Origin of the sequence: Stenotrophomonas sp. (genome assembly GCF_035634915.1) — a bacterium.
Taxonomy (GTDB): domain Bacteria; phylum Pseudomonadota; class Gammaproteobacteria; order Xanthomonadales; family Xanthomonadaceae; genus Stenotrophomonas.
In genome coordinates, this window is the sequence record NZ_DASQCB010000021.1 from 176,839 (window position 1) to 198,685 (window position 21,847).

Genomic DNA, 21,847 nt, shown 5'->3' on the forward strand with positions numbered 1-21,847 from the left:
CCTGGCAACGGGCGCCGCGTTTTTGCGTGGCGTACCGGCGACCTGCGTCCGGAGCGGTAGAGTCGACGCCACATACAAAAAAACCCGGCTTTCGCCGGGTTTCTCGTGTGCAATGCGCAGGCGCGTTACTTCTTCTTCGGCATGTACAGATCGGTGATGGTGCCGTCGTAGATTTCCGACGCCATCGCCACCGACTCGCTCAGCGTCGGGTGGGCATGGATGGTGTGGCCGATGTCTTCGGCTTCGGCACCCATTTCGATGGCCAGGCCGATCTCGGCCAGCAGATCACCGGCGTGCACGCCGACGATGGCACCACCGATGATGCGGTGGGTCTCTTCGTCGAAGATCAGCTTGGTGAAGCCTTCGGTACGACCGATGCCGATCGCGCGGCCGCTGGCGGCCCACGGGAACTTGGCCACGCCGACCTTCAGGCCCTTGGCCTTGGCTTCGGTCTCGGTCACGCCCACCCAGGCGATTTCCGGGTTGGTGTAGGCCACCGACGGAATCACGCGGGCGACCCATTCCTTCTTGTGGCCGGCAGCCACTTCGGCGGCCAGCTTGCCTTCGTGCGTGGCCTTGTGGGCCAGCATCGGGTTACCGACGATGTCGCCGATGGCGAAGATGTGCGGCACGTTGGTGCGCATCTGCCGGTCAACCGGGATGAAGCCGCGGTCGGTGACCTGCACGCCGGCCTTCTCGGCATCGATCTTCTTGCCGTTCGGCGAGCGGCCCACGGCCACCAGCACGCGGTCGAAGGTGCCCTGCGCCAGGGCCGGCGACTGGCCTTCCTCGGCGGCTTCGAAGGTGACGGTGATGCCCTTGGCATCGGCGGTGACGCCCGAGGCCTTGGTCTTCAGGTGGACTTCGATGCCCTGCTTCTTCAGGCGGTCGGCCAGCGGCTTGACCAGGTCCTTGTCAGCGCCCGGCATCAGCTGGTCCATGAACTCGACCACGGTGACCTTGCTGCCCAGCGCGCCATACACGGTGGCCATTTCCAGGCCGATGATGCCGCCGCCGACGACCAGCAGCGAGCCCGGCACTTCGGCCAGCTCCAGCGCGTCGGTGGAATCCATCACGCGCTTGTCGTCCCACGGGAAGTTGGGCAGCTTCACCGCCTGCGAACCGGCGGCGATGATGCACTTCTGGAAGCGCAGCAGCTGGGTGCTGCCGTCAGCGGCGGTGATTTCCAGTTCGTTGGCCGAAACAAACCTGCCGACGCCCTGCACGCTGCGGACCTTGCGCTGCTTGGCCATGCCGGCCAGGCCCTTGGTCAGCTGGTTGACGACCTTTTCCTTGTACTGGCGCAGCTTGTCCAGGGTGATGGTCGGCTTGCCGAATTCGACACCGAAATCACCGGCATGGGCCACTTCGTCGATGACCGCTGCGGCGTGCAACAGGGCCTTGGACGGAATGCAGCCCACGTTGAGGCAGACGCCGCCGAGGCTGGCGTACCGCTCGACCAGCACGGTGTCCAGGCCGACGTCGGCGGCGCGGAAGGCGGCGGTGTAGCCGCCCGGGCCCGAGCCCAGCACGACCATCTCGCATTCGATGTCGGCCGGCTTGCCGCTGGACAGCGCCGGCTTCGGTGCCGCCGGCTCGGCCGGTGCGCGGTGCGACGGGGTCACCGGCGGCTTGCTGGCCGGGGCGGCTGCCGCCGGGGCCGGCGCAGCGACCTTGGCCGGGGCTTCGGCGGCACCTTCAGCGTCCAGCAGCACGACCACGGCGCCTTCGGACAGCGTGTCGCCCAGCTTGACCTTGATTTCCTTGACCACGCCGGCGGCCGAGGACGGCACTTCCAGGGTGGCCTTGTCCGATTCCAGGGTCACCAGGCCCTGGTCCTTCTTCACCGTGTCGCCGACGGCGACCAACACTTCGATCACCGGCACATCGCTGTAATCGCCGATGTCGGGAACCTTGACTTCAATCGTGGCCATGGTGGTTTTCCTCATGCCCGGCCGGCGTGGCCGGCGGGCTGTCACTGCATCTGTTCACGCGGCCGCGCCAGGGGGCAGCGGCCGCACGGTGGGGGCGAAGCGGTGCCTTACAGCAGCACGCGGCGCATGTCGGCCAGTACCTGCGACAGGTACGTGGTGAAGCGTGCGGCCAGGGCGCCATCGATGACGCGGTGGTCGTAGCTCAGCGACAGCGGCAGCATCAGCTTCGGCGCGAACTCCTTGCCGTTCCAGACCGGCTGGATGGCGGACTTGGAGACGCCGAGGATGGCCACTTCCGGTGCATTGACGATCGGGGTGAACGCGGTGCCACCGATGCCGCCCAGCGAGCTGATCGAGAAGCAGCCGCCGCTCATGTCGGCCGGGCCCAGCTTGCCGTCGCGCGCCTTCTTGGCCAGCTCGGTGGTTTCCTGCGCGATCTGCACCACGCCCTTCTTGTCCACGTCGCGGATGACCGGCACGACCAGACCGTTCGGCGTATCGGCGGCGAAGCCGATGTGGAAGTACTTCTTGAGGGTCAGGTTTTCACCGCTGGCATCGAGCGAGGCGTTGAATTCCGGGAACTTCTTCAGCGCCGCGGCGCTGGCCTTGATCAGGAAGGCGAGCATGGTCAGCTTGATGCCGGCCTTCTCGTTTTCCTTGTTCAGCGCCACGCGCAGGCCTTCCAGGTCGGTGATGTCGGCCTGCTCGAACTGGGTGACGTGCGGGATCATCGCCCAGTTGCGGGCCAGGTTCGCACCAGAAATCTTCTTGATGCGCGACAGCGGCTGCACTTCGGTCTCGCCGAACTTGCTGAAGTCGACCTTCGGCCACGGCAGCAGGTTCAGGCCACCACCGGCGGCGACGGTGGCACCGCCGGCAGCCGGCACGCCACCGCTGAGCGCGGCCTTGACGAACTTCTGCACGTCACCCTTGGTGATGCGGCCGCCCTTCTCGGTGCCGCTGATCTGCAGCAGGTCCACGCCCAGTTCGCGGGCGAACACGCGCACGGCCGGGGTGGCATAGGGCACCTTGGCCGGCAGCACGCCATCGGCGTTGAACTGCACCGGCGGGCTGGACGGCGCGCCCGCGGACGGGGCAGCGGCGGCCGGGGCCGGGGCACTGGCCTGGGCCGGAGCCGGGGCAGCGGCCGGCGCGGCAGCCACCGGGGCCGGGGCAGCAGCTGCCGGAGCGGCGGCGCCTTCGGCTTCGATGATGGCGACCACGGCACCCTGCGACAGGGTGTCGCCGACCTTGACCTTCAGTTCCTTGACCACGCCGGCCACCGAGGACGGCACTTCCATGGTGGCCTTGTCGCTTTCCAGCGTGACCAGGCCCTGGTCCTTCTTGACCGTATCGCCGACGGCGACCAGCACTTCGATGACCGGGATGTCGGTGTAATCACCAATGTCCGGCACCAGCGCTTCAACGGCACCGCCGCTGGCGGCCGGCGCGGCCGGGGCAGCAGCTGCCGGGGCCGGGGCGCTCTGGGTAGCGGCAGCCGGGGCGGCCGCCTTGGCCGGGGCCGGGGCGGCAGCGGCCGGCTTGGCGGCCTCGCCTTCAGCCACTTCGATCAGGGCCACGACCTTGCCCTCGGAGAGGTTGTCACCGACCTTGACCTTGATTTCCTTGACCACGCCGGCGACCGAGGACGGCACTTCCATCGTGGCCTTGTCGCTTTCCAGCGTGACCAGGCCCTGGTCCTTCTTGACCGTGTCGCCGACGGCGACAAGCACCTCGATTACCGGGATATCGCTGTAGTCACCGATATCGGGGACAAGTGCTTCCTTGATTTCGGCCATGGGGATAACTCCGGCAATCTGGTGTAGGGAAACGTCTATTGTGCGGCCAGAGGGGGCCATCGCCAACCGTTACAGGTGTTTTCAGTACGCACGCCGCCGGGACACGCTGTTGCCACAGGCCTGAGGGCACTTCCAGTCGGTAGCGTATTGTCCCGGTGATGTCCGCTTCATGTCGCCAGCGCGTCAGCCAGCGGCTGCCAGGCCTGGCGCAGGCGCGGCAGGGACCACGCGGCATTGGCCGGGCTGGTGGAGGGCAGTGCGAGCAGTGGCGGCGCTGCTGCCAGATCCGGCACAACCCAGCGCTGCAGTGCCTGCCAGGCCACGCCGCCGTTGCAGGCGACCAGCCGCAGCTGCGGCAGGCCGGCGATCAGTGCGGGCAGCGCATTGGGCACTTCTGAACCCCGCACGATGTCTGCATCGAGGCTGCCGCGCCGCTCGCACTGCCCGATCACATCCCACAGGCCGACACCGGCATCGGCCAGCGCGCGCAACCGCGCCGGGTAGGCAAGCGCCGGATCGAACCCGCACAGATCACCCAGCAGTGGCCAGAAGCGGTTGCGCGGATGTGCGTAGTACTGCTGTTCCTGCAGCGACGCCACGCCCGGCATCGAACCGAGTACCAGCACGCGGCAATCCGCGGCGACATGCGCCGGCAGGCCGATGCACAACGCATCACTGCTCACGTTTCCTCCAACTGCATGAACGCCCGCATATGCATGAAACCCCTTTAAAACAGCGGTTTCGCTCTGCCCGCTGAACAATGGAAACCAAATTTTAACGCGCGTCGGATTCGATTCATGTTGAGGCGACTACGGTGACATCGCCCCGCAACCGGGGGCCCAAAACAAGAAAGAACAGGAGATACCCCCATGCGTTCCATCCGTATCCTGAGCCTCGCCCTGCTGACCTCCGCTGCCTTTGCACCTGCTGCCTTCGCGCAGGACACCAGCAGCACCGACACCGCCTCGGGCAAGCATTTTGCCGTGGTGGGTGGCGTCACGCTGCTGCAGCCGAAGAATGATCCCATCGACGGCGTCAAGAAGGTCGATGGCGGCCCGGCACCGACCGTCAGCTTCAGCTACTACGTCAACGACAACTGGGCCGTTGAGCTGTGGGGTGCTGCCGACAAGTTCGACCACCGCGTCAAGGGTCCGGGCGATGCCCGCCTGGGCAGCGTCGAGCAGCAGCCGGTCGCACTGAGCGGCCAGTACCACTTCGGCCAGGCCGACAACGTGTTCCGTCCGTTCGTGGGCGTTGGCTACTTCCAGTCGTCCTTCAGCAACGAGAGCTTCGCCGGTGGCGATGACATCCGCCTGAAGGATGCCAAGGGTGCCATCGGTACGGTCGGCGTGGACATGAACATCAACTCCACCTGGTTCGCCCGTGCCGATGCCCGCTACATGCGCTCGCGCCCTGACGTGAAGATCGACGGCGTGAACGTGGGTGAAGCCAAGATCGACCCGTGGACCGTCGGCGTCGGCGTCGGTGCCCGCTTCTAAACACACCGCAGTTCCACTGCAATGAAACGACGGGCCCTGCGGGGCCCGTCGTTGTTTTGTAGAGTCGAGCTTGCTCGACTGCTTTTCAGGGCAGTCGAGCAAGCTCGACTCTACCAACGGTTGGGGGACGCCATGCACGAAATCGACCTGCTGGTGATCGGTGGCGGCATCAATGGCACCGGCATCGCCCGCGATGCCAGCGGCCGAGGTCTGCGCGTGCTGCTGTGCGAGCAGCATGACCTCGCCGCGCACACCTCAAGCGCCAGCAGCAAGCTGATCCACGGCGGCCTGCGCTACCTGGAACAGCGCGAGTTCGCGCTGGTGCGCAAGGCGCTGGGCGAGCGCGAAGCCGTGCGCCGGCAGGCCCCCCATCTCGTCCATCCACTGCGCTTCGTTCTGCCGTGGGAACCGCATCTGCGCCCACGCTGGATGCTGCGCCTGGGCCTGTGGCTGTACGACCATCTCGGCCAGCGCAGCCCGGCCTTCCCACCCTCGCGGTCGCTGCAGCTGCGCGCCGATGCACTGGGATCGTGGTTGTCGCCACACCTGCAGCAGGCCTTCAGCTACGCCGATGCGCAGGTGGACGATGCCCGGCTGGTGGTACTCAACGCACTGGATGCAGCCCAGCGTGGCGCGCGCATCCTGACCGGCACCTGCTGCACCGATCTGCAGCAGACACCCGCGCACTGGCGGGCAACCCTGGAAGACCGCAACGGCCAGACCCAGCATGTGCAGGCGCGGGCCGTGGCCAATGCTGCCGGCCCCTGGGCCGGTGGCATGGTGCAGCGCATGCAGCCCGGCGATGGTCCGCCCGCACTGCGGCTGGTGCAGGGCAGCCACATCGTCCTGCGCCGGCCCTGGCCCGGCCACAGCGCCTGCCTGCTGCAGCAGCCGGACGGGCGCGTGGTGTTCCTGCTGCCGTTCGCCCACGACCATCTGCTGGTGGGCACCACCGATACCGACTACCGCGGCGACCCGGCGCGCTGCAGCGTGCTGCCTGCGGAGATCGAGTACCTGTGCGCTGCGGCCAACCGCTACCTGCGCGAGCCGATCCATGCGACCGACGTGGTCTGGCAGTTCGCCGGCGTGCGCCCGCTGCTGGCCGACCCGGACCCGCAGGCGGCGAAGGTGAGCCGTGATTACCGGCTGCAGCTGCAGGAAGGCGGCGCGCCGGCCGTGCACGTACTGGGCGGCAAGCTGACCACCTACCGGGTGCTGGCCGAGGAAGCACTGGACCTGCTGCGCCCACACCTGCCCGGCACGGGCCCCGGGTGGACCGCCCACGGCGATGCTTTGCCCGGCAGCGACTGGGGCGATGCGGATGCAGCGCAGGCGCGGCTGCGGGACCACGCCCCGTGGCTGCCAGCCGCACTGGCACGGCGCTGGGCCGAAGCCTATGGCAGCCGCAGCGCGGCACTGCTCCACGGCGCAACGAAGCCGGCCGATCTGGGCGAAGACTTTGGCGCTGGCCTGCATGCGCGCGAAGTCGCGTGGCTGCAGCAGCACGAATGGGCACGCAGCGCCGAGGACGTGCTGTGGCGACGCAGCAAGCTGGGCCTGCGCCTGGACGCAGCGCAGGTGGCGCGCCTGCAGGCGTGGATGCAGAAACGGTAGAGTCGAGCTTGCTCGACTGCCGCGAAAAGCAGTCGAGCAAGCTCGACGCTACAGATCACAGGCAATCGCGCACCACCCGCCGTTGCCATCCATCGCGATGCCGTAGGATTTCCCCATCACCACCGGAGATGCCCCATGACGCCCCGCTACGTGCTGGCCATCGACCAGGGCACCACCAGTTCGCGCGCGATCCTGTTCGACCGCGCCGGCACCATCGTCGGCAGCGCACAGCGTGAGTTCAGCCAGCTGTTCCCGCAGCCGGGCTGGGTGGAGCACGATCCGCGCGAGATCCTCACCAGCGTCTACGCAACGATGACCGAACTGCTCAGCCGCGAGCAGATCGACCCGCGGCACATCGCCGCACTGGGCATCACCAACCAGCGCGAGACCACCGTGGTCTGGGACCGCGCCACCGGCCAGCCGATTCACAACGCCATCGTCTGGCAGTCACGGCAAAGCCAGGCGATCTGCGAACGGCTGCGCTCCGACGGCCACGAAGCATTGATCCGCGAGCGCACCGGCCTGCTGATCGATGCGTACTTCTCGGCCACCAAGGTGCGCTGGATCCTCGACCACGTTGACGGCGCCCAGCAGCGTGCCGAACGCGGCGAACTGCTGTTCGGCACCATCGACAGCTGGCTGGTCTGGAACCTCAGCGGCGGCCAGGCCCATGTGACCGACTACAGCAACGCCGCGCGCACCCTGCTGTTCAACATCCACACCCTGCAGTGGGACGAAGACCTGCTGGCGCTGCTGGACATCCCGCGCGCGATGCTGCCCAGCGTGCACGACTCCAGCGCGGTGTACGCGCATACGCGGCCACAGTTCTTCTTCGACCACCCGATCCCGATCGCGGGCATCGCCGGTGACCAGCAGGCGGCACTGTTCGGCCAGGCCTGCTTCCAGCCGGGCATGGTCAAGAACACCTATGGCACCGGCTGTTTCATGCTGATGCACACCGGCACGCAGGCCGTGCGTTCGCGCAATGGCCTGCTGACCACCATCGCCTGGGGTGTGGATGGCCGCGTGGAGTACGCGCTGGAAGGATCGATCTTCATTGCCGGATCAGTGGTGCAGTGGCTGCGCGACGAACTGCGCATGATCGACCGCGCCAGCGACAGCCAGGCCCTGGCCGCGAAAGTGGAAGACAGCGGCGGCGCCTACCTGGTACCTGCCTTTGTCGGCTTGGGTGCGCCCTACTGGCGCAGCGATGTGCGCGGGGCGATGTTCGGCCTGACCCGTGGCACCAGCAAGGCGCACTTCGTGCGTGCGGCGCTGGAGGCGATGGCCTACCAGACCCGTGACGTGCTCGATGCGATGCAATCGGATGCGGGCATCGCCCTGAGCGAACTGCGCGCCGATGGCGGTGCGATCGGCAATGATTTCCTGGCGGGGTTCCAGGCCGACATCCTCGGCGTGCCGCTGCTGCGACCACGCCTGACCGAAACCACGGCGCTGGGTGCGGCCTACCTGGCCGGGCTGGCGGTCGGGTTCTGGGAAAGCCGCGAACAGATTGCCGCGCAATGGGGCCTGGACCGCCGCTTCGAGCCGCAGATGGAGGTGGCGCGGCGCGAGAAGCTGTATGCCGGCTGGCAGCAGGCCGTGGCGGCCACCCTCGCCTTCCACGTCGACTGAAACTGTAGCGCGAGCCATGCTCGGCTGCTGTTGGCGGCACGCCGTAAAAAAAGAGCCGAGCATGGGCTCGGCTCTACATGACAACGCGGCGGCGCCCGAAGGTCAGAACGCCGGCAGCACCGCGCCCTTGTACTTGCTCTCGATGAAGGCCTTCACCTGCGGGCTGGTCAGTGCCTTGGCCAGCTTCTGCACGCGGGCGTCGTCCTTGTTGTCCGGGCGCGCGACCAGGAAGTTCACGTACGGCGAATCCTTGCTCTCGATCGCCAGCGCATCCTGGGTCGGGTTCAGGCCGGCGTCCAGCGCGTAGTTGGTGTTGATCAGGGCCAGGTCGACCTGGTCCAGCACACGCGGCAGCATGGCCGAATCCAGCTCGCGGAACTTCAGCTCCTTCGGGTTGGACACGATGTCGCGCTGGGTGGAAAGCGCATTGGTCGGGTCCTTCAGTTCGATCACCCCGGCCTTGTGCAGCAGGATCAGCGCGCGGCTGTTGTTGCTCGGGTCATTGGGAATGACCACGTCGGCGCCTTCACGCAGGTCGGCCAGCGACTTGACCTTGCGCGAGTACGCACCGAAGGGCTCGATGTGCACGCCGATCACCTTGGTCAGGTCGGTCTTGCGGTCACGGTTGTAGGCATCCAGGTAGGGCTCGGTCTGGAAGTAGTTGGCATCCACCTGCTTCTGCACCAGCTGGTCGTTGGGCTGCACGTAGTCATTGAACACGCGCACGTCCAGGTCCACGCCTTCCTGCTTGAGGATGGGCTTGACCACCTCCAAGATCTCCGCGTGCGGCACGGCGGTGGCGGCCACCACCAGCTTCTGCGAGGGCTCGCCGGACTTGCCGCAGGCGGTCAGGGCCAGCGCAGCGGCGAACAGGGGCAGCAACAGGGTCTTCTTCATGGGGACAGAGAGTCTCTCGGGGGGAGGATCAGGATTTTTCGTAGTTGGTCAGGGCCAGGCCCAGCAGTGCCTTGGCCTGCTCGCGCAGCATCACCGGCTCGACGATCTCGGCATCGGAACCGTAATGCAGCACGTCCATCAGCAGCTCACGCGAGACGCTGTAGGGCACCTTCAGTTCGTAGCGGCCATCGGCCAGGAACCGGCCCTGCTGCTTGGAATGCCAGTGCTCGTCGGCCACCCAGCGCGCGGCCTTGGCACTGAACAGGATGGTCGCCCAGCCCTTGGGCGGGCCGGAGAAGATGCCGTAGCTGGCGCCGAGCTGCTCATCCAGCTCGCCGTCGGCCACATCGCGGGCACCGTCGTCGACCACCCGTGCCTTGTGCACGCGGTCCACGGCAAAGCTGCGCAGCGCGTCGCGGTCGTGGTCCCAGGCATCCAGATACCAGTTGTCGCGGTAGTGGGTCAGGCGCTGCGGGGAAACCCTGCGCCGGGTCGACTCATCGGTGGAACGGGCGCGGTACTCGAACGCCAGCTGCTTGCGCTCCAGCACGGCCGAGGCGACGGTGCGGAAACTGCCTTCGTCGAACTTGCGGCCACGGTGCGGGATCACCCGCACCCGGTCCACCGGCCAGTTGGAAACGCCGGCCTGCGCCGCGAGCAGGCTTTCAATGCGCTGCTGCAGCGGTGCCAGCACCGACGACAGCACGCCGCCGCCGGTACGTGCCAGCAGGTGTTGCGAGGCCAGCAGGGCGTGCAGCTCCTCCGAGCTGAGCCAGAGGCCGGGCAGCTCGAAGCGGTCGCTTTCGTCGGCCTGGTAACGGAAGCCGGCCTCGCCGTCGCCCTCGATCGGAGCCATCAGCGCGTCGCGCAGGAAGGCCAGATCACGGTAGACGGTGGCACGGGAACAACCGAGCTTGTCCTGCAGGGTCGCCACCGTCACCGGATAGCGTGCGGACTTGAGCAGACGATGCAGGGCGGTGATGCGTTCGTATCGGTCCATGCCCCGATTATGTCCGAGTCGCGGGCGTTGTGCGGGGGCTTTGGGCTATCGTGGGCGCCTTCTGCCCGATGGAACGCCCGATGCCCCGCCTGCCTGCCCTGCCCCTGCTGGCCTGCCTGCTCCTGGCGGCCTGTGATCGTTCCCCGTCCCCGGCCACCTCGCAGGGCCCGGTACCGGCAGCCGATCCGGCTGAAGCGGTGCGGGGGGCCAGCCAGCGCCTGGCCGAGGTGCGCAGCTTCCATGCCGAACTGGATGTGGAAGGCGCCGCCCTGCCGGTACGCAGCAGCATGGACTTTGTAGCCCCCGACCGCTTCCGCCTGCAGACCGCGTCCGGGCCGCAGACGATCATCGGCGACACCATGTTCCTTCAGTCTGCGGGTGCGACCCGCCAGGTGCCGACGCCTGCTGGATTGCTGGATCAATGGAGGCAACCGCTGACCGGGGACGTACCGTCCACCCCGATGAAGGCCGAGGACCTGGGCCGGCAGTCGCTGGACGGGGTCGACACCCGCCACTACCGCCTGCTGGGCGCGGCCGGCGAGCGGCTGGAATACTGGGTGGACGACCAGGGCCTGCCGCGGCAGATCGTGCGCAGCGGCAGCAACCAGGGCCGCCCTTACCAGCTGCGTCTGCGCTACTCACGCTTCAACGACCCCGCGCTGCGCATCGACCGCCCCTGAATGGGCGCCGGCGGCAACGCCTGCTGAAGCGGCGCTGCAACCCCGTTCTGACGGTCATGGTGCTTCCAGTATCATCACGGGTTGTTAACCGCTTCGGAGAGCCCTCGATGTCCCTGCGCGTGTCCCTGCTTGTGCCCCTGCTGCTGTGCGCACCCCTGGCCTATGCCCAGGATGCCTCCGAACTGGCGGCGATGACCTCGCCGTGGAGCGGCAGTGGCGGCGAACTGGGCTTTGCCGCGGCCAGCGGCAACAGCAGCACCGAGAGCTTCAATGGCGCCCTGCGCCTGCGCTACACCGATGGCGACTGGGTGCACACCATGGACCTGTTCGGCCTGCGCTCCAGCTCCAAGGTGACCGAGACCAACGACGACGGCACCACCACCCGCCGCGACAACACCACGGCCAACCGCTATACCGGCGCCGCCGGCAGCGCGCTGCAGCTGGGCGAACACCGCCAGCTGTTCGCCAAGGTGCGTACCGAACGCGATGACTTCGCCACCTACGACCGCCGCAGCTCGTTCGGCATGGGCTACGGTACGCGCCTGTTCAACACCGAGAAGTTCTCCTTCGACGCCCTGCTTGGCCCGGGTGTCAGCCGCACCCACAGCACCGAGGACGACCGCACCCGTACCGGCCTGATCGGCCAGGGCCAGTTCGACCTGAAGTACGCGATCACCGCCAACACCGATCTGGTCAACACCCTGCTGGTCGAATCGGGCTCGTACAACACCTTTGGCCAGAATGATTTCGGCGTGTCGGTGAGCATGAACGAGCACCTGGCCCTGAAGGCCGGCTGGCAGGCCCGTTACAACAGCGATGTCGCCGACGACAAGCGCAGGACGGACACCCTGACCACGATGAACGTGGTCTACAAGTTCAAATGAGAAACGGGCGCCCCAGGCGCCCGTCTTCTTTTGTAGAGTCGAGCCATGCTCGACTGCTGTTGGCCAGCCAGTCGAGCAAGCTCGACTCTACGAAAGCCTCAGTCGAGCATGGCTCGACTCTACAGAGGCACGCTTCAGACGTTCAGCAGTTCGCCTGCGCCCGCATCCAGCAGCATCTTCGCCACCTGCTGGCCCAATGCGTCCGGGCTGCTGGCCGGGCCCACCGCCTCGGCGCGCACCGCGCGACCATCACTGGCGCTGCCAACCATGCCCTGCAGGTGCAGGTCCTGGCCCTGCCACTGCGCAATGGCGGCCACCGGCACATGGCAGCTGCCATGCAGCGCGCGGTTCATCGCCCGCTCCGCCTCCACGCAGGCACGTGTGTCCGCATCGTCCAGGCCGGCGAACAGCGTCATCAGCCGCGCATTGCCACCATCACACTCCACCGCCACCGCGCCCTGCGCCGGCGCCGGCAGCCACTGCGGCGGCTGCAGGCGGGCGACGATGCGATCGCCCAGGCCCAAACGTTCCAGCCCGGCCACGGCCAGCACGATGGCGTCGTAGCCACCGTTGTCCAGCTTGGCCAGGCGGGTGTTGACGTTGCCGCGCAGGTCCAGCAGCTGCAGGTCAGGACGCAGCGCACGCAGCTGGGCCTGGCGGCGCAGCGAGGACGTGCCCACGCGCGCACCGATGGGCAGCGCATCCAGTGAGGCGTACAGGTTGGACACGAAGCCATCGGCCGGATCGTGGCGGGTCAGCATGGCCGGCAGTGCGAAGGGCGCATCCAGTTCCATCGGCACATCCTTCAGCGAGTGCACCGCGCAGTCGGCCTCACCGCGCAGCATCGCCAGCTCCAGTTCCTTCAGGAACAGGCCCTTGCCACCGATGGCGGCCAGCGAGCGGTCGAGCACCTCGTCACCGCGGGTGCTCATCGGCACCAGCTCCACGTGCAGGCCGGGATGGTGCTGGCGCAGGCGGTCGGCGACGTGTTCGCTCTGCCAGAGGGCGAGCGGGCTCTTGCGGGTGGCGATGCGGACGGTTTCCATGCGGGCATTATCGCGCCTATCGGCGGGATACGGCCAACGGCGGAGCCCCTCGTGGCGGGTGCGGGTTGCGGTTGGAAGGCGCGCTTAGCCGGGGCGGTGGGGTCAGGCGGGGACGCCGTGAACCCATCCATGGGGGCTTGGCCGCGGCATCCATGCCGCGGACACCCCGCCTGACCCCACCGCCCCGGCCCCTGACAGTTTCCGTGCGCGCCAGCCACGGAAGATCAAAAGAAAAATCAAAAGCCGGCGGCTTCCGGGGTCAGATCCCTTTTCCGCAGGAAAAGGGATCTGACCCCTCTTACCCCCTCCGATAACAACAATGCCTTTGCCATCCGTCACCGGGAAATTCGCGAGGGTGAGGCGGGATGGGCGGGCGGGACCGTTGGCGCCATGGATGGCGCCATCGAGCCCCCATGGATGGGTTTACGGCGTGTCCCGCCCGCCCATCCCGCCTCACTCAACACGCAACAGCACAGAGCCGACCAACCGGCTGTTGCTGTTGCTTCAGACGTTGCTCGTAAGCAGTCGCGGCCGCAGGCCGCGCGGACACCTACAGATGCCGCAGTTCCTGCTTCAGCGTCGCCACGCAGCGACGGCTCACCTCCAGCGGCTGCTTGCCATGCCGCAGCACCGCCTGCACCTGCCCGCCCACGCCACGCCGCAGCTCCACCAGCTCATGGCGGGCCACCAGGCAGTTGCGATGGATGCGCACGAAACGGCTGGCGAACTCCTCTTCCAGCGATTTCAGCGATTCCTCGATCAGGTCTTCGCCGCGCGCGTGGTGCACCACCACGTACTTTTCTTCGGCCTGCAGGTAGTGGATGTCGTCCAGCGGAATCAGCCGCAGACTGCCACGCAGCCGTGCGCACACCATGCTGCGGGCCTGGCCGCCACTGCTCTGTTCGGGCTGGCCACTGCGGCCGGCCAGGAACGTACGCGCGCGCGCGATCGCCGCTGCCAGGCGCTCTGCACGCACCGGCTTCATCAGGTAGTCGATTGCCGCCGCTTCGAATGCCGACAGCGCATGCGCATCGTAGGCCGTGCAGAACACCACGGCCGGGCGCGGTTCGAAACTGGCCAGATGGCGTGCGGCCTCCAGGCCATCCAGGCCGGGCATGGCGATATCCAGCAGCACCAGGTCGGGCTGCAGTTCCGCACAGGCGTGCAGGGCCTGTTCGCCGTTGCCGGCCTCGGCCACCACATCGATGCCCTCCTGCGCGGCCAGCAGGCTGCGCAGGCGCTCGCGGGCCAGCGGTTCGTCATCGGCGATGACTACCCTCACGATCATTCCCTCACTGGATCGGCACTGTCACCTGACAGGCATAGTAGCCTTCGCTCCAGCCAGCCGTCATCCGCGCGGCCCGGCCAAAACGCCATGCCAGGCGGTGGCCGATGCTGTGCTGCGCATGGCCTGCGCCCCGGGCGAGGGCCAGGCCCGGGGCCTGTGGGTCCGGGGCCGGATTGCGAACTGTGATCTGCAGCTCATTGTTCCTGCAGGCCAGCAGCAGCTCGATGGTGCCGCCGTCGGGCAGGCGCGAAATACCGTGCAGCACCGCGTTTTCCACCAGCGGCTGCAGCACCAGGCGCGGCAGCGGCAGATCCCAGGGCAGCGGCTCCTCGCGCTGCCAGCGCACCTGCAGGCGATCGCCCAGGCGCAGCGATTCAATCGACAGGTAGCGCTCGGCCAGTTCGCACTCGGCCTGCAGGGTGGAATCGCCTTCGCCGGCACCGAGCGCGGCGCGGAACAGGTCGGACAGATCCAGCACCGCGCGTTCGGCCACCGCCGGATCGCGATGCAGCAGGCTGGCGATCAGGTTCATGCTGTTGAACAGGAAATGCGGGCGGATGCGCGCCTGCAGCGCGTCGGCCTGGGCGCGCGCGTTGGCCTGTATCTGCGCCGCCCAGCGGTCACTCACATAGAAGTAGCGCAGCGCCAGCGCGGTGATGAGCGCCGTGGTCGCGGCGCTGCCCAGGGTGAAGCGCCAGAAGCTGATGCCGCGGGTGAAATTGTCGCCCAGCACCGCGTACAACGCATGGACGACGCCGGCACAGGCCACCGCGATCAGCGCTGACAGCGCGATGGCCAGCACCGCGCCCAGCGCCTCGGGCAGGGTCGACAGCGCCCGCCGCAGCAGGCACAGGCAGGCGCTGACCGCCAGCGAGAGCCACAACGCGAAGCCACTGGCCGAGGCCAGCTCGCCCAATGTCCAGTGACGGCTGCCATCGGGGGCCAGGGCCAGCACCACCACCACCAGTTCGGCCAGCCCCAGCATCGCCAGAAGGCGCGGCAGGCGGCACAGTTCCGGCATCCACGGCGGGCTGGCGCTGGCTGCCATGGCTCAGGCCACGCCCAGCCGTTCCTGCAGCCAGTCGCCCAGCGCCTGGATTTCCTCGGCACACACCTGGTGCGCCATCGGGTAGCGCTGCCACTGCAGCGACAGGCCCAGCGTGCGCAGCACCTGCGCGCTGTGCTCGGCCACCGCCAGCGGAATCACCGGGTCACCACTGCCGTGGGCCATGAACACCGGCACGTCGACGGCGCCGTCGACGCGGCGGGCCGCTTCGGCATCAGGCAGGTAGGTGGACAGTGCGATCAGGCCGGCCAGCGGCGCGGTGCGCTCCAGCGCGGCGCTGAGGATGACCGCGCCGCCCTGCGAGAAGCCGGCCAGGAAGATGTGGTCAGCAGCGATGCCACGCTCGATCTCGCGCGCGATCAGCGCGTCCAGCTGGGCCACCGATTCACGCACGCCGGCCATGTCGGCACGCGAGCGGAAATCCATGCCGACGATGTCGTACCAGCCGCGCATCGGCACGCCGTTGTTGATCGTGATCGGCCGCACCGGTGCATGCGGGAACACGAAGCGCAGCGCCGGCCACTGCGGGCGCACCAGCTCGGGCACGATGGGCGCGAAATCATGGCCATCGGCCCCCAGGCCATGCAGCCAGATCACCGACCATTGCGGCGAAGCGCCGGTTTCCTGTTCCACCGTTTGCAGCATGATGCGGCTCCTTCAAGTTCGAGCCGCATTATGCCGCCGCCATGGGCCGATCAGTACAGCGGCGGCTGCTGGGCGGCTTCGCGGCGCAGTTCGGCGGCCCGCACCAGCACGGGCGGCGGCGTGTTTTCCTCGGGGATGTCCAGCAGCCCCAGGCGGTGCAGGAAGCCACCGGGCCCGCGCGAAGACGTCAGCGCCACCACCGGAATGGCCAGCACCATGCCGATCACCACCGGTGCCATCCACGCAGCCAACGAGGGCGACACCGCCCAGGCCAGCATGCCCATGAAGGCACCGAACACACCCAGTCCGCCATAGCCACGGATCAGGGCCATCCAGGAAATGCCACCGTCGTCGCGCTGCTGCGCATCCCAGCCCGAATCGCGGCCGGACAGCACTTCGGCCACGCCGCGCGACTGCACGTACATCACCACCGGCGCCATCAGCGCCGCCAGCACGGTTTCCACCAGCATCGACACGAACGCGCGGAGCGCACCACCGCAGCCACGGCGATCCACCGGGTCCAGCAGCATGGCCAGGTAGCCCAGCACCTTCGGCAGCAGCAGCACGGCCATGGTCGCGCCGAACAGGCGCACCACCTGCTCCTCATCCTGTGCGCGCCAGTAGACGCTGGGCGAGAGGTGCAGCAGCGCGTTGAAATCGATGCCTTCCTGGAACAGCGGGATGGCGATGCCGATCAGCATCAGCATGCCCCACATCGGCGCAGTGAAGTAATGGCCGATGCCGATCAGCATGTGCACGCGGCTGATCCAGTGCAGGCCGCTGCTGCCGACCACCTTGCCGTGCTGCAGGTTGCCCTGGCACCAGCGGCGGTCGCGCACCAGCATGTCGGTCAGGGTCGGCGGGCCTTCCTCGTAGCTGCCGCCGAGGTAAGGCACCATGTGCGCGGCCCAGCCGCCCCGGCGCATCAGCGCGGCTTCGACGAAATCGTGGCTGAGCACGTGGCCGCCGAACGGCTTGCGGCCGGGCAGTGCCGGCAGGCCGGCCTGGTCGGCGAAGGCGCGGGTGCGGATGATCGCGTTATGGCCCCAGTAGTTGCTCTCGGCGCCATGCCACCAGGCCACACCCCGGGCGATCACCGGCCCGTACACGCGCCCCCCGAACTGCTGCATGCGGGCAAACAGGGTGCGTCCACCAATCACCGACGGCAGGGTCTGGATCAGGCCGACATCGGCGTTGTGTTCCATGCCGGCCACCAGGCGCACGATGCTGTCACCGGTCATCAGGCTGTCCGCGTCCAGGATCAGCATCTGCGGGTAGGCGCCGCCGAAACGGCGCACCCAGTCGGCGATGTTGCCGGCCTTGCGCGCGCCGTTGTCGCTGCGGCGGCGGTAGAACAGGCGCACATTGCCATCGGGCACCAGCCCGCGCAGTTCATTGAAGACCTGCTCCTCGGCACGTGCGATGTCCTCGCGACGGGTGTCGCTGAGCACGAAGAAATCGAAGCGTTCCAGTTGCCCGGTGGCGGCCACCGATTCGTAGATCGCGCGCAGGCCGGCCAGCAGGCGCCGCGGGTCTTCGTTGTAGGTGGGCATCAGCAGCGCGGTGCGACTGTGCACGATCGGTAGCGGTTTATCCGGGTCGATGCCCAGGCGGTAGCCGCGGTCGAACACGGCAGTCAGGAAGCCGGCCACGGCACTGGCGAAGGACAACGCGATCCAGGCGAACAGACCGACGAACAGCACCAGCAGGCAGGCTTCGAGCACGCTGATGCCGTTGGTGGACAGCACCCGCCACATCATCCGCGTGGCCACGGCAGTCATCGCCGCAGTGCCACCGAACAGGTACAGGCGGCGCAGCTTGATCATGCGCGGCGAGGTGCGGTGGCGCGGGACCTTGAGCTTGCCTTCGCGCAGGGTCTGCTCGGGCATCTGCAGGGGCGCTTCGGGCGGCAACAGCGCCCAGCCGGCATCCAGCTCGGGGTTGCCCGAGCCGGCGTGGGAGGTGGCTTGAGCTTCCATCGCGTCTACTCCGCCCAGGCTGCACGGCTGGCCTTCCTGGCCAGGCGGCACGCACCAGGGTTCCCCGCGCGCATTCCCGGCGCCCGCACTTGTCCTGCCTGCGACGGCGTCACGCCGCGCAGTCGATGTCTGTCACTACCGGAACCCACACGATCTCCAACGGGGCGGAATCGAAAATGCGGCTCAGTCTAGGGTGCCAAATGTAAGCCGGGCGCGAAGGTCTACGCCGGGAAATTCCCCCATTCAGCAAACAGCGGGCGATGGCGGGCCCGAGCATGCCGTGCCGACGCAGGCGGGGCGGAAACTGGATCGAGCAAAATAATAATGATTCCCAACCAGGGATCCGCCGTCCCGGTAGTCGCCAACCTCGGTTGGCGCCGCGCATCCCGTGTAGAAGCGTGCCAACCAAGGTTGGCACCTACCACGTCAAAACCTCATCATCGCCCGTCAGGGCAGGGTCGCCTCAGGCGCTGCGGGATCGCGGTTCGCCGCGCGCGCGCGGTCCATCGCCACCGCCAGTTGCTGGCGGGCGAGCAGTTGTTGCGCCTGCACCACTTCGGGTGTCGGCAGAAGCACCGGTCCGGGTGCGTTTTCCGGTGTAACAGGTGTGGTCATGCAACCTCCGTGGACGTCCCGCAGACGCCGGGGCAAGGCCCGAACGGCAGCGGAACTGCGCACCCTATCCTAAAAACAAGGCGGGTGGGTGACGGTGCGGCGCTCGGACGCAAGGGCTCAACGGGTTCAGCGTCACATTTTTGACGGGTCAGACTGGTTTCCTGAATGCGAGGCATTTATCATAAAAACGTTTTCTCACAGGGACGTCCCCATCCGTGAACGCAGTCGATCTCAATCAGTACAGCCCCAAGTGGCAGTTCCGCTTCAACTTCTTCCAGCAGCACGGCGCCCCCAAGGAGCCCGGCTTCAAGCAGGCCTGGAAGGCCCTGTCCTTCGGCGACCGCCTGAAGGTCAACATCAACTTCTTCGCCTTCTTCTTCAACTGGATCTACCTGCTGATCCTGGGCATGTGGCGCAAGGCCATCGTGGTCGTTGGCATCTACTGCGCGCTGATCGTGCTGGTCTTCGTGCTGCCGGAGATCGTGGTCCGGGCGCTGTGGTTCGCCACCAGCTTCCTGGTCGCCTCCAGCACCAACTACAGCTACTACCAGGAAAAAGTGAAGGGCAACACCAGCTGGAACCCCTTCGAAGGCATGTTCTAAGCTGCCGCCGACGCCGGGCACCCGCCCGGCAGGCTGCTCCGACGACGCCCGGCTCCGGCCGGGCGTCGTCGTTTCCATCATCAGGCAGCGCGCAGGGTGGCAGCCGCCGGAACCTCAGGCTGCAGGCGGAAGCGCGACACCGCCACCGCCAGCTGCTCGGCCTGGTCTTCCATCGCCCGTGCGGCAGCGGTGGCCTCTTCCACCAGCGCCGCATTCTGCTGGGTGGTTTCGTCCATCTGCACCACGGTCTGGTTGACCTGCTCGATGCCGGCCGACTGTTCGCGCGAGGCCGCTGAGATCTCAGCCATGATGTCGTTCACCCGGCCGACCTGGCCAACGATGTCCTGCATGGTGCGGCCCGCGCCGTGGACCAGCTGCGCACCGGCGCCGACCTGCGCCACCGACGCGTCGATCAGCCCCTTGATCTCCTTGGCCGCACCGGCCGAGCGCTGGGCCAGTGCGCGCACTTCGCTGGCGACCACGGCAAACCCCCTGCCCTGTTCACCCGCGCGCGCCGCTTCCACCGCCGCATTGAGCGCCAGGATGTTGGTCTGGAAGGCGATGCCGTCGATCACCGAGATGATCTCGGCGATGCGCTGCGACGAATCCTCGATCTGCTCCATGGTCCGCACCACCTGGCTGACCACCTGCCCGCCCTCGCTGGCCACGCCCGCCGCCGACGCCGCCAGGCTGTTGGCCTGCTGGGCATGTTCGGCGTTCTGGCGCACGGTGGAGGTCAGCTCCTCCATCGACGCGGCGGTTTCTTCCAGGTTGGCGGCCTGCTGTTCGGTACGGCGCGACAGATCGCTGTTACCCGAGGCGATCTCGCCCGCAGCCAGGCGGATGCTGGCCGCCGACTGCTGGATCTGGCCGACGATCCGGGTCAGCTGCTGCACCGTGCTGTTGGCATCGTCACGCATCACCGCGAACACACCGTGGAAATCACCCTGCATGCGCGTGCTCAGGTCACCGGCGGCAATCGCGCGCAGCAGCGTGGACAGCGCGGCCAGGTTCTGGTCGCTCACCTGCATCATGGTGTTGAGCGTTTCCACCATGCGGCGGAAGTCGTGCTCGAAGCGCTGGCTGTCGCCACGCACCGCGAAGTCGCCTGCGGCGGCTGCAGCCGCAAGCTGCTGGATCTGCTCGTTGATGGCACCCAGGTTGGCCTTGGTGGTGGCCATGGCGGCGGTGAACACCGCCTTCTCGCCCGGCAGGGCCTCCATGTCCACACTGAGGTCGCCCACCGCATAGCGCTGCATCACCTCCACCAGGCGCTGGGTGACCGCGGTGCTGGACGCCACCAGCTGGTTGCTGTCGGCCACCATGCGGCCGTACTCGCCGGGGAACGCGCTGGCATCCATGCGGTAGCTGATCTGGCCCTCGTCATGGCGCTGCGCCATCTCCGCCTGCGCGGTCATCACCGCCTGCAGCGTGCCACGCATGCCCTGCATTGCCTCCAGCAGGCGACCCACTTCATCGTTGCCGCGCGCTGGCATGGCCGTGTCCAGCCTGCCAGCCGCTACGTCGCCGGCGATGCGCACGGCTTCGGCCAGCGGACGGATGGCCAGGCGGCGCAGCAGCACGTAGACACCCGCACTGAGGGTAAGCGCGGCCAGTACGCCCACCAGCAGGGTCAGCCACAGCAGCTGCCGCGCCTCGGCCACGATCACCGCATGCGGCACCACCACGCCCAGTGCAAAACGCTGCGGGGCGCTGCCCACCTGCATCGGTACGTACAGGCGCACGTTGCCGGCAGCATCCGGCTCGAACGCCTCGAAGGTCCTGCCTTCGGCAATCTGCGCCAGCATCTTCAGGGTGCCAGCATCGGTGCGCGGCTTGCCGATTTCGGCCGCATCGGCCGCCGCCAGCACCACGCCCTTGGGCGAAAGCAGTTCGACCCGGCCGGCGCCCATCGGGGTCAGCGTCGCCAGGTGCTTCTGCAGCGCCGCCAGCGAGAAGTCCACGGTGAACACACCCAGGAACGTGCCGTTTTCCACGATCGGCGTGGTGAGGGTGCTCATCAGCACCTGCTGGCCGCCGATGGCATAGGAATAGGGTTCACTGACCTTGGAAAGCCTGTCGCGGCTGGGCCCCATGTACCAGTCACCGGAACCACTGGGAGTATCGGTGTAGTCGGTCAACGGCGACTGCTGCGGCTTGCCCTCCTGCCAGGCCCAGTAGCTCATGAAGCGACCGGTGTCGTCATGCGCTTCGGTGTTGACGAAGTCCGCATCCCTGCCATCGAAGGCATTGGGCTCCCACATCGTGCTCTTGCCCACCCACTCCGGGTGCGCATGCAGCTGTTCGCCGATGATGGCGGCCAACGCAGCACGGTCGGGCACGTCGCCGCGGGCACGCTGGGCCAGTACCGCTTCGGCCATGGCATCGTTGCTGGCAAAGGCCGTGCCGAGATCAGCGGCGACCTTGCGCGCCTCGGCGTTTGCTTCGCTGGCCATGGTCTGGCGCGAGGCGCCGACCAGGCTGGCGCTGGCCTGGCGGTAGATCAGGAAGGCGGTCACACCGAAGCACAGCAGCGCGATCAAGGCGGTGCCCAGCATCAGCTTGTGGGCGATGCTGCCCGGGCGGCGGGCAGCGGCAGAGCGGGAAGAAGGCATGGGGAGGATCCGCAGGCAGTTCAGGACAACCGGCACCACGACGGCACCG

The 21,847-nt window shown here is 67.6% G+C and carries 18 protein-coding genes; 6 read left to right on the forward strand and 12 right to left on the reverse strand.

Going from position 1 to position 21,847, the window contains the following annotated elements; all coding sequences use genetic code 11:
* Nucleotides 1–125: 125 nt before the first annotated feature.
* The 3 genes from lpdA to VER16_RS17030 all read right to left on the reverse strand — a co-directional run bounded on the left by lpdA (nucleotide 126) and on the right by VER16_RS17030 (nucleotide 4,416).
* Nucleotides 126–1,934, reverse strand: coding sequence for a dihydrolipoyl dehydrogenase (lpdA, locus tag VER16_RS17020; protein WP_324809988.1), 1,809 nt, complete (start codon nucleotides 1,932–1,934; stop codon nucleotides 126–128).
* Between the two features lie 107 nt (nucleotides 1,935–2,041).
* Entirely contained in the window at nucleotides 2,042–3,733 is a 1,692-nt protein-coding gene (gene aceF / locus VER16_RS17025) for a dihydrolipoyllysine-residue acetyltransferase (protein ID WP_324809991.1), read from the reverse strand.
* A gap of 167 nt (nucleotides 3,734–3,900) precedes the next feature.
* The gene (locus VER16_RS17030; RefSeq protein WP_324809993.1) at nucleotides 3,901–4,416 is read right to left on the reverse strand and encodes a DNA-deoxyinosine glycosylase; all 516 of its coding nucleotides are present in this window, start codon (nucleotides 4,414–4,416) and stop codon (nucleotides 3,901–3,903) included.
* Between the two features lie 186 nt (nucleotides 4,417–4,602).
* Between VER16_RS17030 and VER16_RS17035 the strand changes: the two genes are divergently transcribed.
* The 3 genes from VER16_RS17035 to glpK all read left to right on the forward strand — a co-directional run bounded on the left by VER16_RS17035 (nucleotide 4,603) and on the right by glpK (nucleotide 8,481).
* Complete coding sequence (locus VER16_RS17035) at nucleotides 4,603–5,232, forward strand: OmpW/AlkL family protein (RefSeq protein ID WP_324809995.1); 630 nt, start codon at nucleotides 4,603–4,605, stop codon at nucleotides 5,230–5,232.
* 132 nt (nucleotides 5,233–5,364) lie between these two features.
* Complete coding sequence (gene glpD, locus VER16_RS17040; protein WP_324809997.1) at nucleotides 5,365–6,846, forward strand: glycerol-3-phosphate dehydrogenase; 1,482 nt, start codon at nucleotides 5,365–5,367, stop codon at nucleotides 6,844–6,846.
* A gap of 135 nt (nucleotides 6,847–6,981) precedes the next feature.
* Nucleotides 6,982–8,481 (forward strand): glycerol kinase GlpK, encoded by a 1,500-nt coding sequence (gene glpK / locus VER16_RS17045; RefSeq protein WP_324809999.1) that lies wholly within the window; start codon nucleotides 6,982–6,984, stop codon nucleotides 8,479–8,481.
* A gap of 102 nt (nucleotides 8,482–8,583) precedes the next feature.
* On the opposite strand, the gene VER16_RS17050 is transcribed toward glpK, so the two are convergent.
* Together VER16_RS17050 and VER16_RS17055 are read right to left on the reverse strand one after the other, a co-directional pair.
* On the reverse strand, nucleotides 8,584–9,378 hold the full coding sequence (locus tag VER16_RS17050; protein WP_324810001.1) for a MetQ/NlpA family ABC transporter substrate-binding protein: 795 nt from the start codon (nucleotides 9,376–9,378) through the stop codon (nucleotides 8,584–8,586).
* 28 nt (nucleotides 9,379–9,406) lie between these two features.
* Nucleotides 9,407–10,378 (reverse strand): YafY family protein, encoded by a 972-nt coding sequence (locus VER16_RS17055; protein ID WP_324810003.1) that lies wholly within the window; start codon nucleotides 10,376–10,378, stop codon nucleotides 9,407–9,409.
* Nucleotides 10,379–10,458: 80 nt separating this feature from the next.
* On the opposite strand from VER16_RS17055, the gene VER16_RS17060 reads away from it, so the two are divergent.
* Together VER16_RS17060 and VER16_RS17065 are read left to right on the forward strand one after the other, a co-directional pair.
* Complete coding sequence (locus VER16_RS17060) at nucleotides 10,459–11,058, forward strand: hypothetical protein (protein ID WP_324810006.1); 600 nt, start codon at nucleotides 10,459–10,461, stop codon at nucleotides 11,056–11,058.
* Between the two features lie 107 nt (nucleotides 11,059–11,165).
* Nucleotides 11,166–11,942 carry a DUF481 domain-containing protein gene (locus tag VER16_RS17065; protein WP_324810007.1) on the forward strand — a complete coding sequence of 259 codons (777 nt, stop codon included), beginning with the start codon at nucleotides 11,166–11,168 and terminating at the stop codon, nucleotides 11,940–11,942.
* Between the two features lie 134 nt (nucleotides 11,943–12,076).
* Here the strand turns inward: VER16_RS17065 and hemC are convergent, their stop codons facing one another.
* The 6 genes from hemC to VER16_RS17095 all read right to left on the reverse strand — a co-directional run bounded on the left by hemC (nucleotide 12,077) and on the right by VER16_RS17095 (nucleotide 18,581).
* Nucleotides 12,077–12,988, reverse strand: a complete 912-nt coding sequence (hemC, locus tag VER16_RS17070; RefSeq protein WP_324810009.1) for a hydroxymethylbilane synthase — start codon at nucleotides 12,986–12,988, stop codon at nucleotides 12,077–12,079.
* Nucleotides 12,989–13,538: 550 nt separating this feature from the next.
* A complete protein-coding gene (locus VER16_RS17075; RefSeq protein WP_414716063.1) occupies nucleotides 13,539–14,270 on the reverse strand; it encodes a LytR/AlgR family response regulator transcription factor in 732 nt (243 codons plus the stop codon).
* Nucleotides 14,271–14,280: 10 nt separating this feature from the next.
* Entirely contained in the window at nucleotides 14,281–15,324 is a 1,044-nt protein-coding gene (locus VER16_RS17080) for a sensor histidine kinase (protein WP_324810013.1), read from the reverse strand.
* Between the two features lie 3 nt (nucleotides 15,325–15,327).
* A complete protein-coding gene (locus VER16_RS17085; protein WP_324810015.1) occupies nucleotides 15,328–15,987 on the reverse strand; it encodes an alpha/beta hydrolase in 660 nt (219 codons plus the stop codon).
* A 50-nt stretch (nucleotides 15,988–16,037) separates the two neighbouring features.
* Entirely contained in the window at nucleotides 16,038–17,966 is a 1,929-nt protein-coding gene (gene mdoH, locus VER16_RS17090; RefSeq protein WP_324810017.1) for a glucans biosynthesis glucosyltransferase MdoH, read from the reverse strand.
* 447 nt (nucleotides 17,967–18,413) lie between these two features.
* Nucleotides 18,414–18,581 (reverse strand): hypothetical protein, encoded by a 168-nt coding sequence (locus VER16_RS17095; RefSeq protein WP_324810019.1) that lies wholly within the window; start codon nucleotides 18,579–18,581, stop codon nucleotides 18,414–18,416.
* A 215-nt stretch (nucleotides 18,582–18,796) separates the two neighbouring features.
* Between VER16_RS17095 and VER16_RS17100 the strand changes: the two genes are divergently transcribed.
* Nucleotides 18,797–19,183 carry a DUF2628 domain-containing protein gene (locus tag VER16_RS17100; protein ID WP_324810021.1) on the forward strand — a complete coding sequence of 129 codons (387 nt, stop codon included), beginning with the start codon at nucleotides 18,797–18,799 and terminating at the stop codon, nucleotides 19,181–19,183.
* A gap of 80 nt (nucleotides 19,184–19,263) precedes the next feature.
* Here the strand turns inward: VER16_RS17100 and VER16_RS17105 are convergent, their stop codons facing one another.
* Entirely contained in the window at nucleotides 19,264–21,798 is a 2,535-nt protein-coding gene (locus VER16_RS17105) for a methyl-accepting chemotaxis protein (RefSeq protein WP_324810023.1), read from the reverse strand.
* Nucleotides 21,799–21,847: the final 49 nt, after the last annotated feature.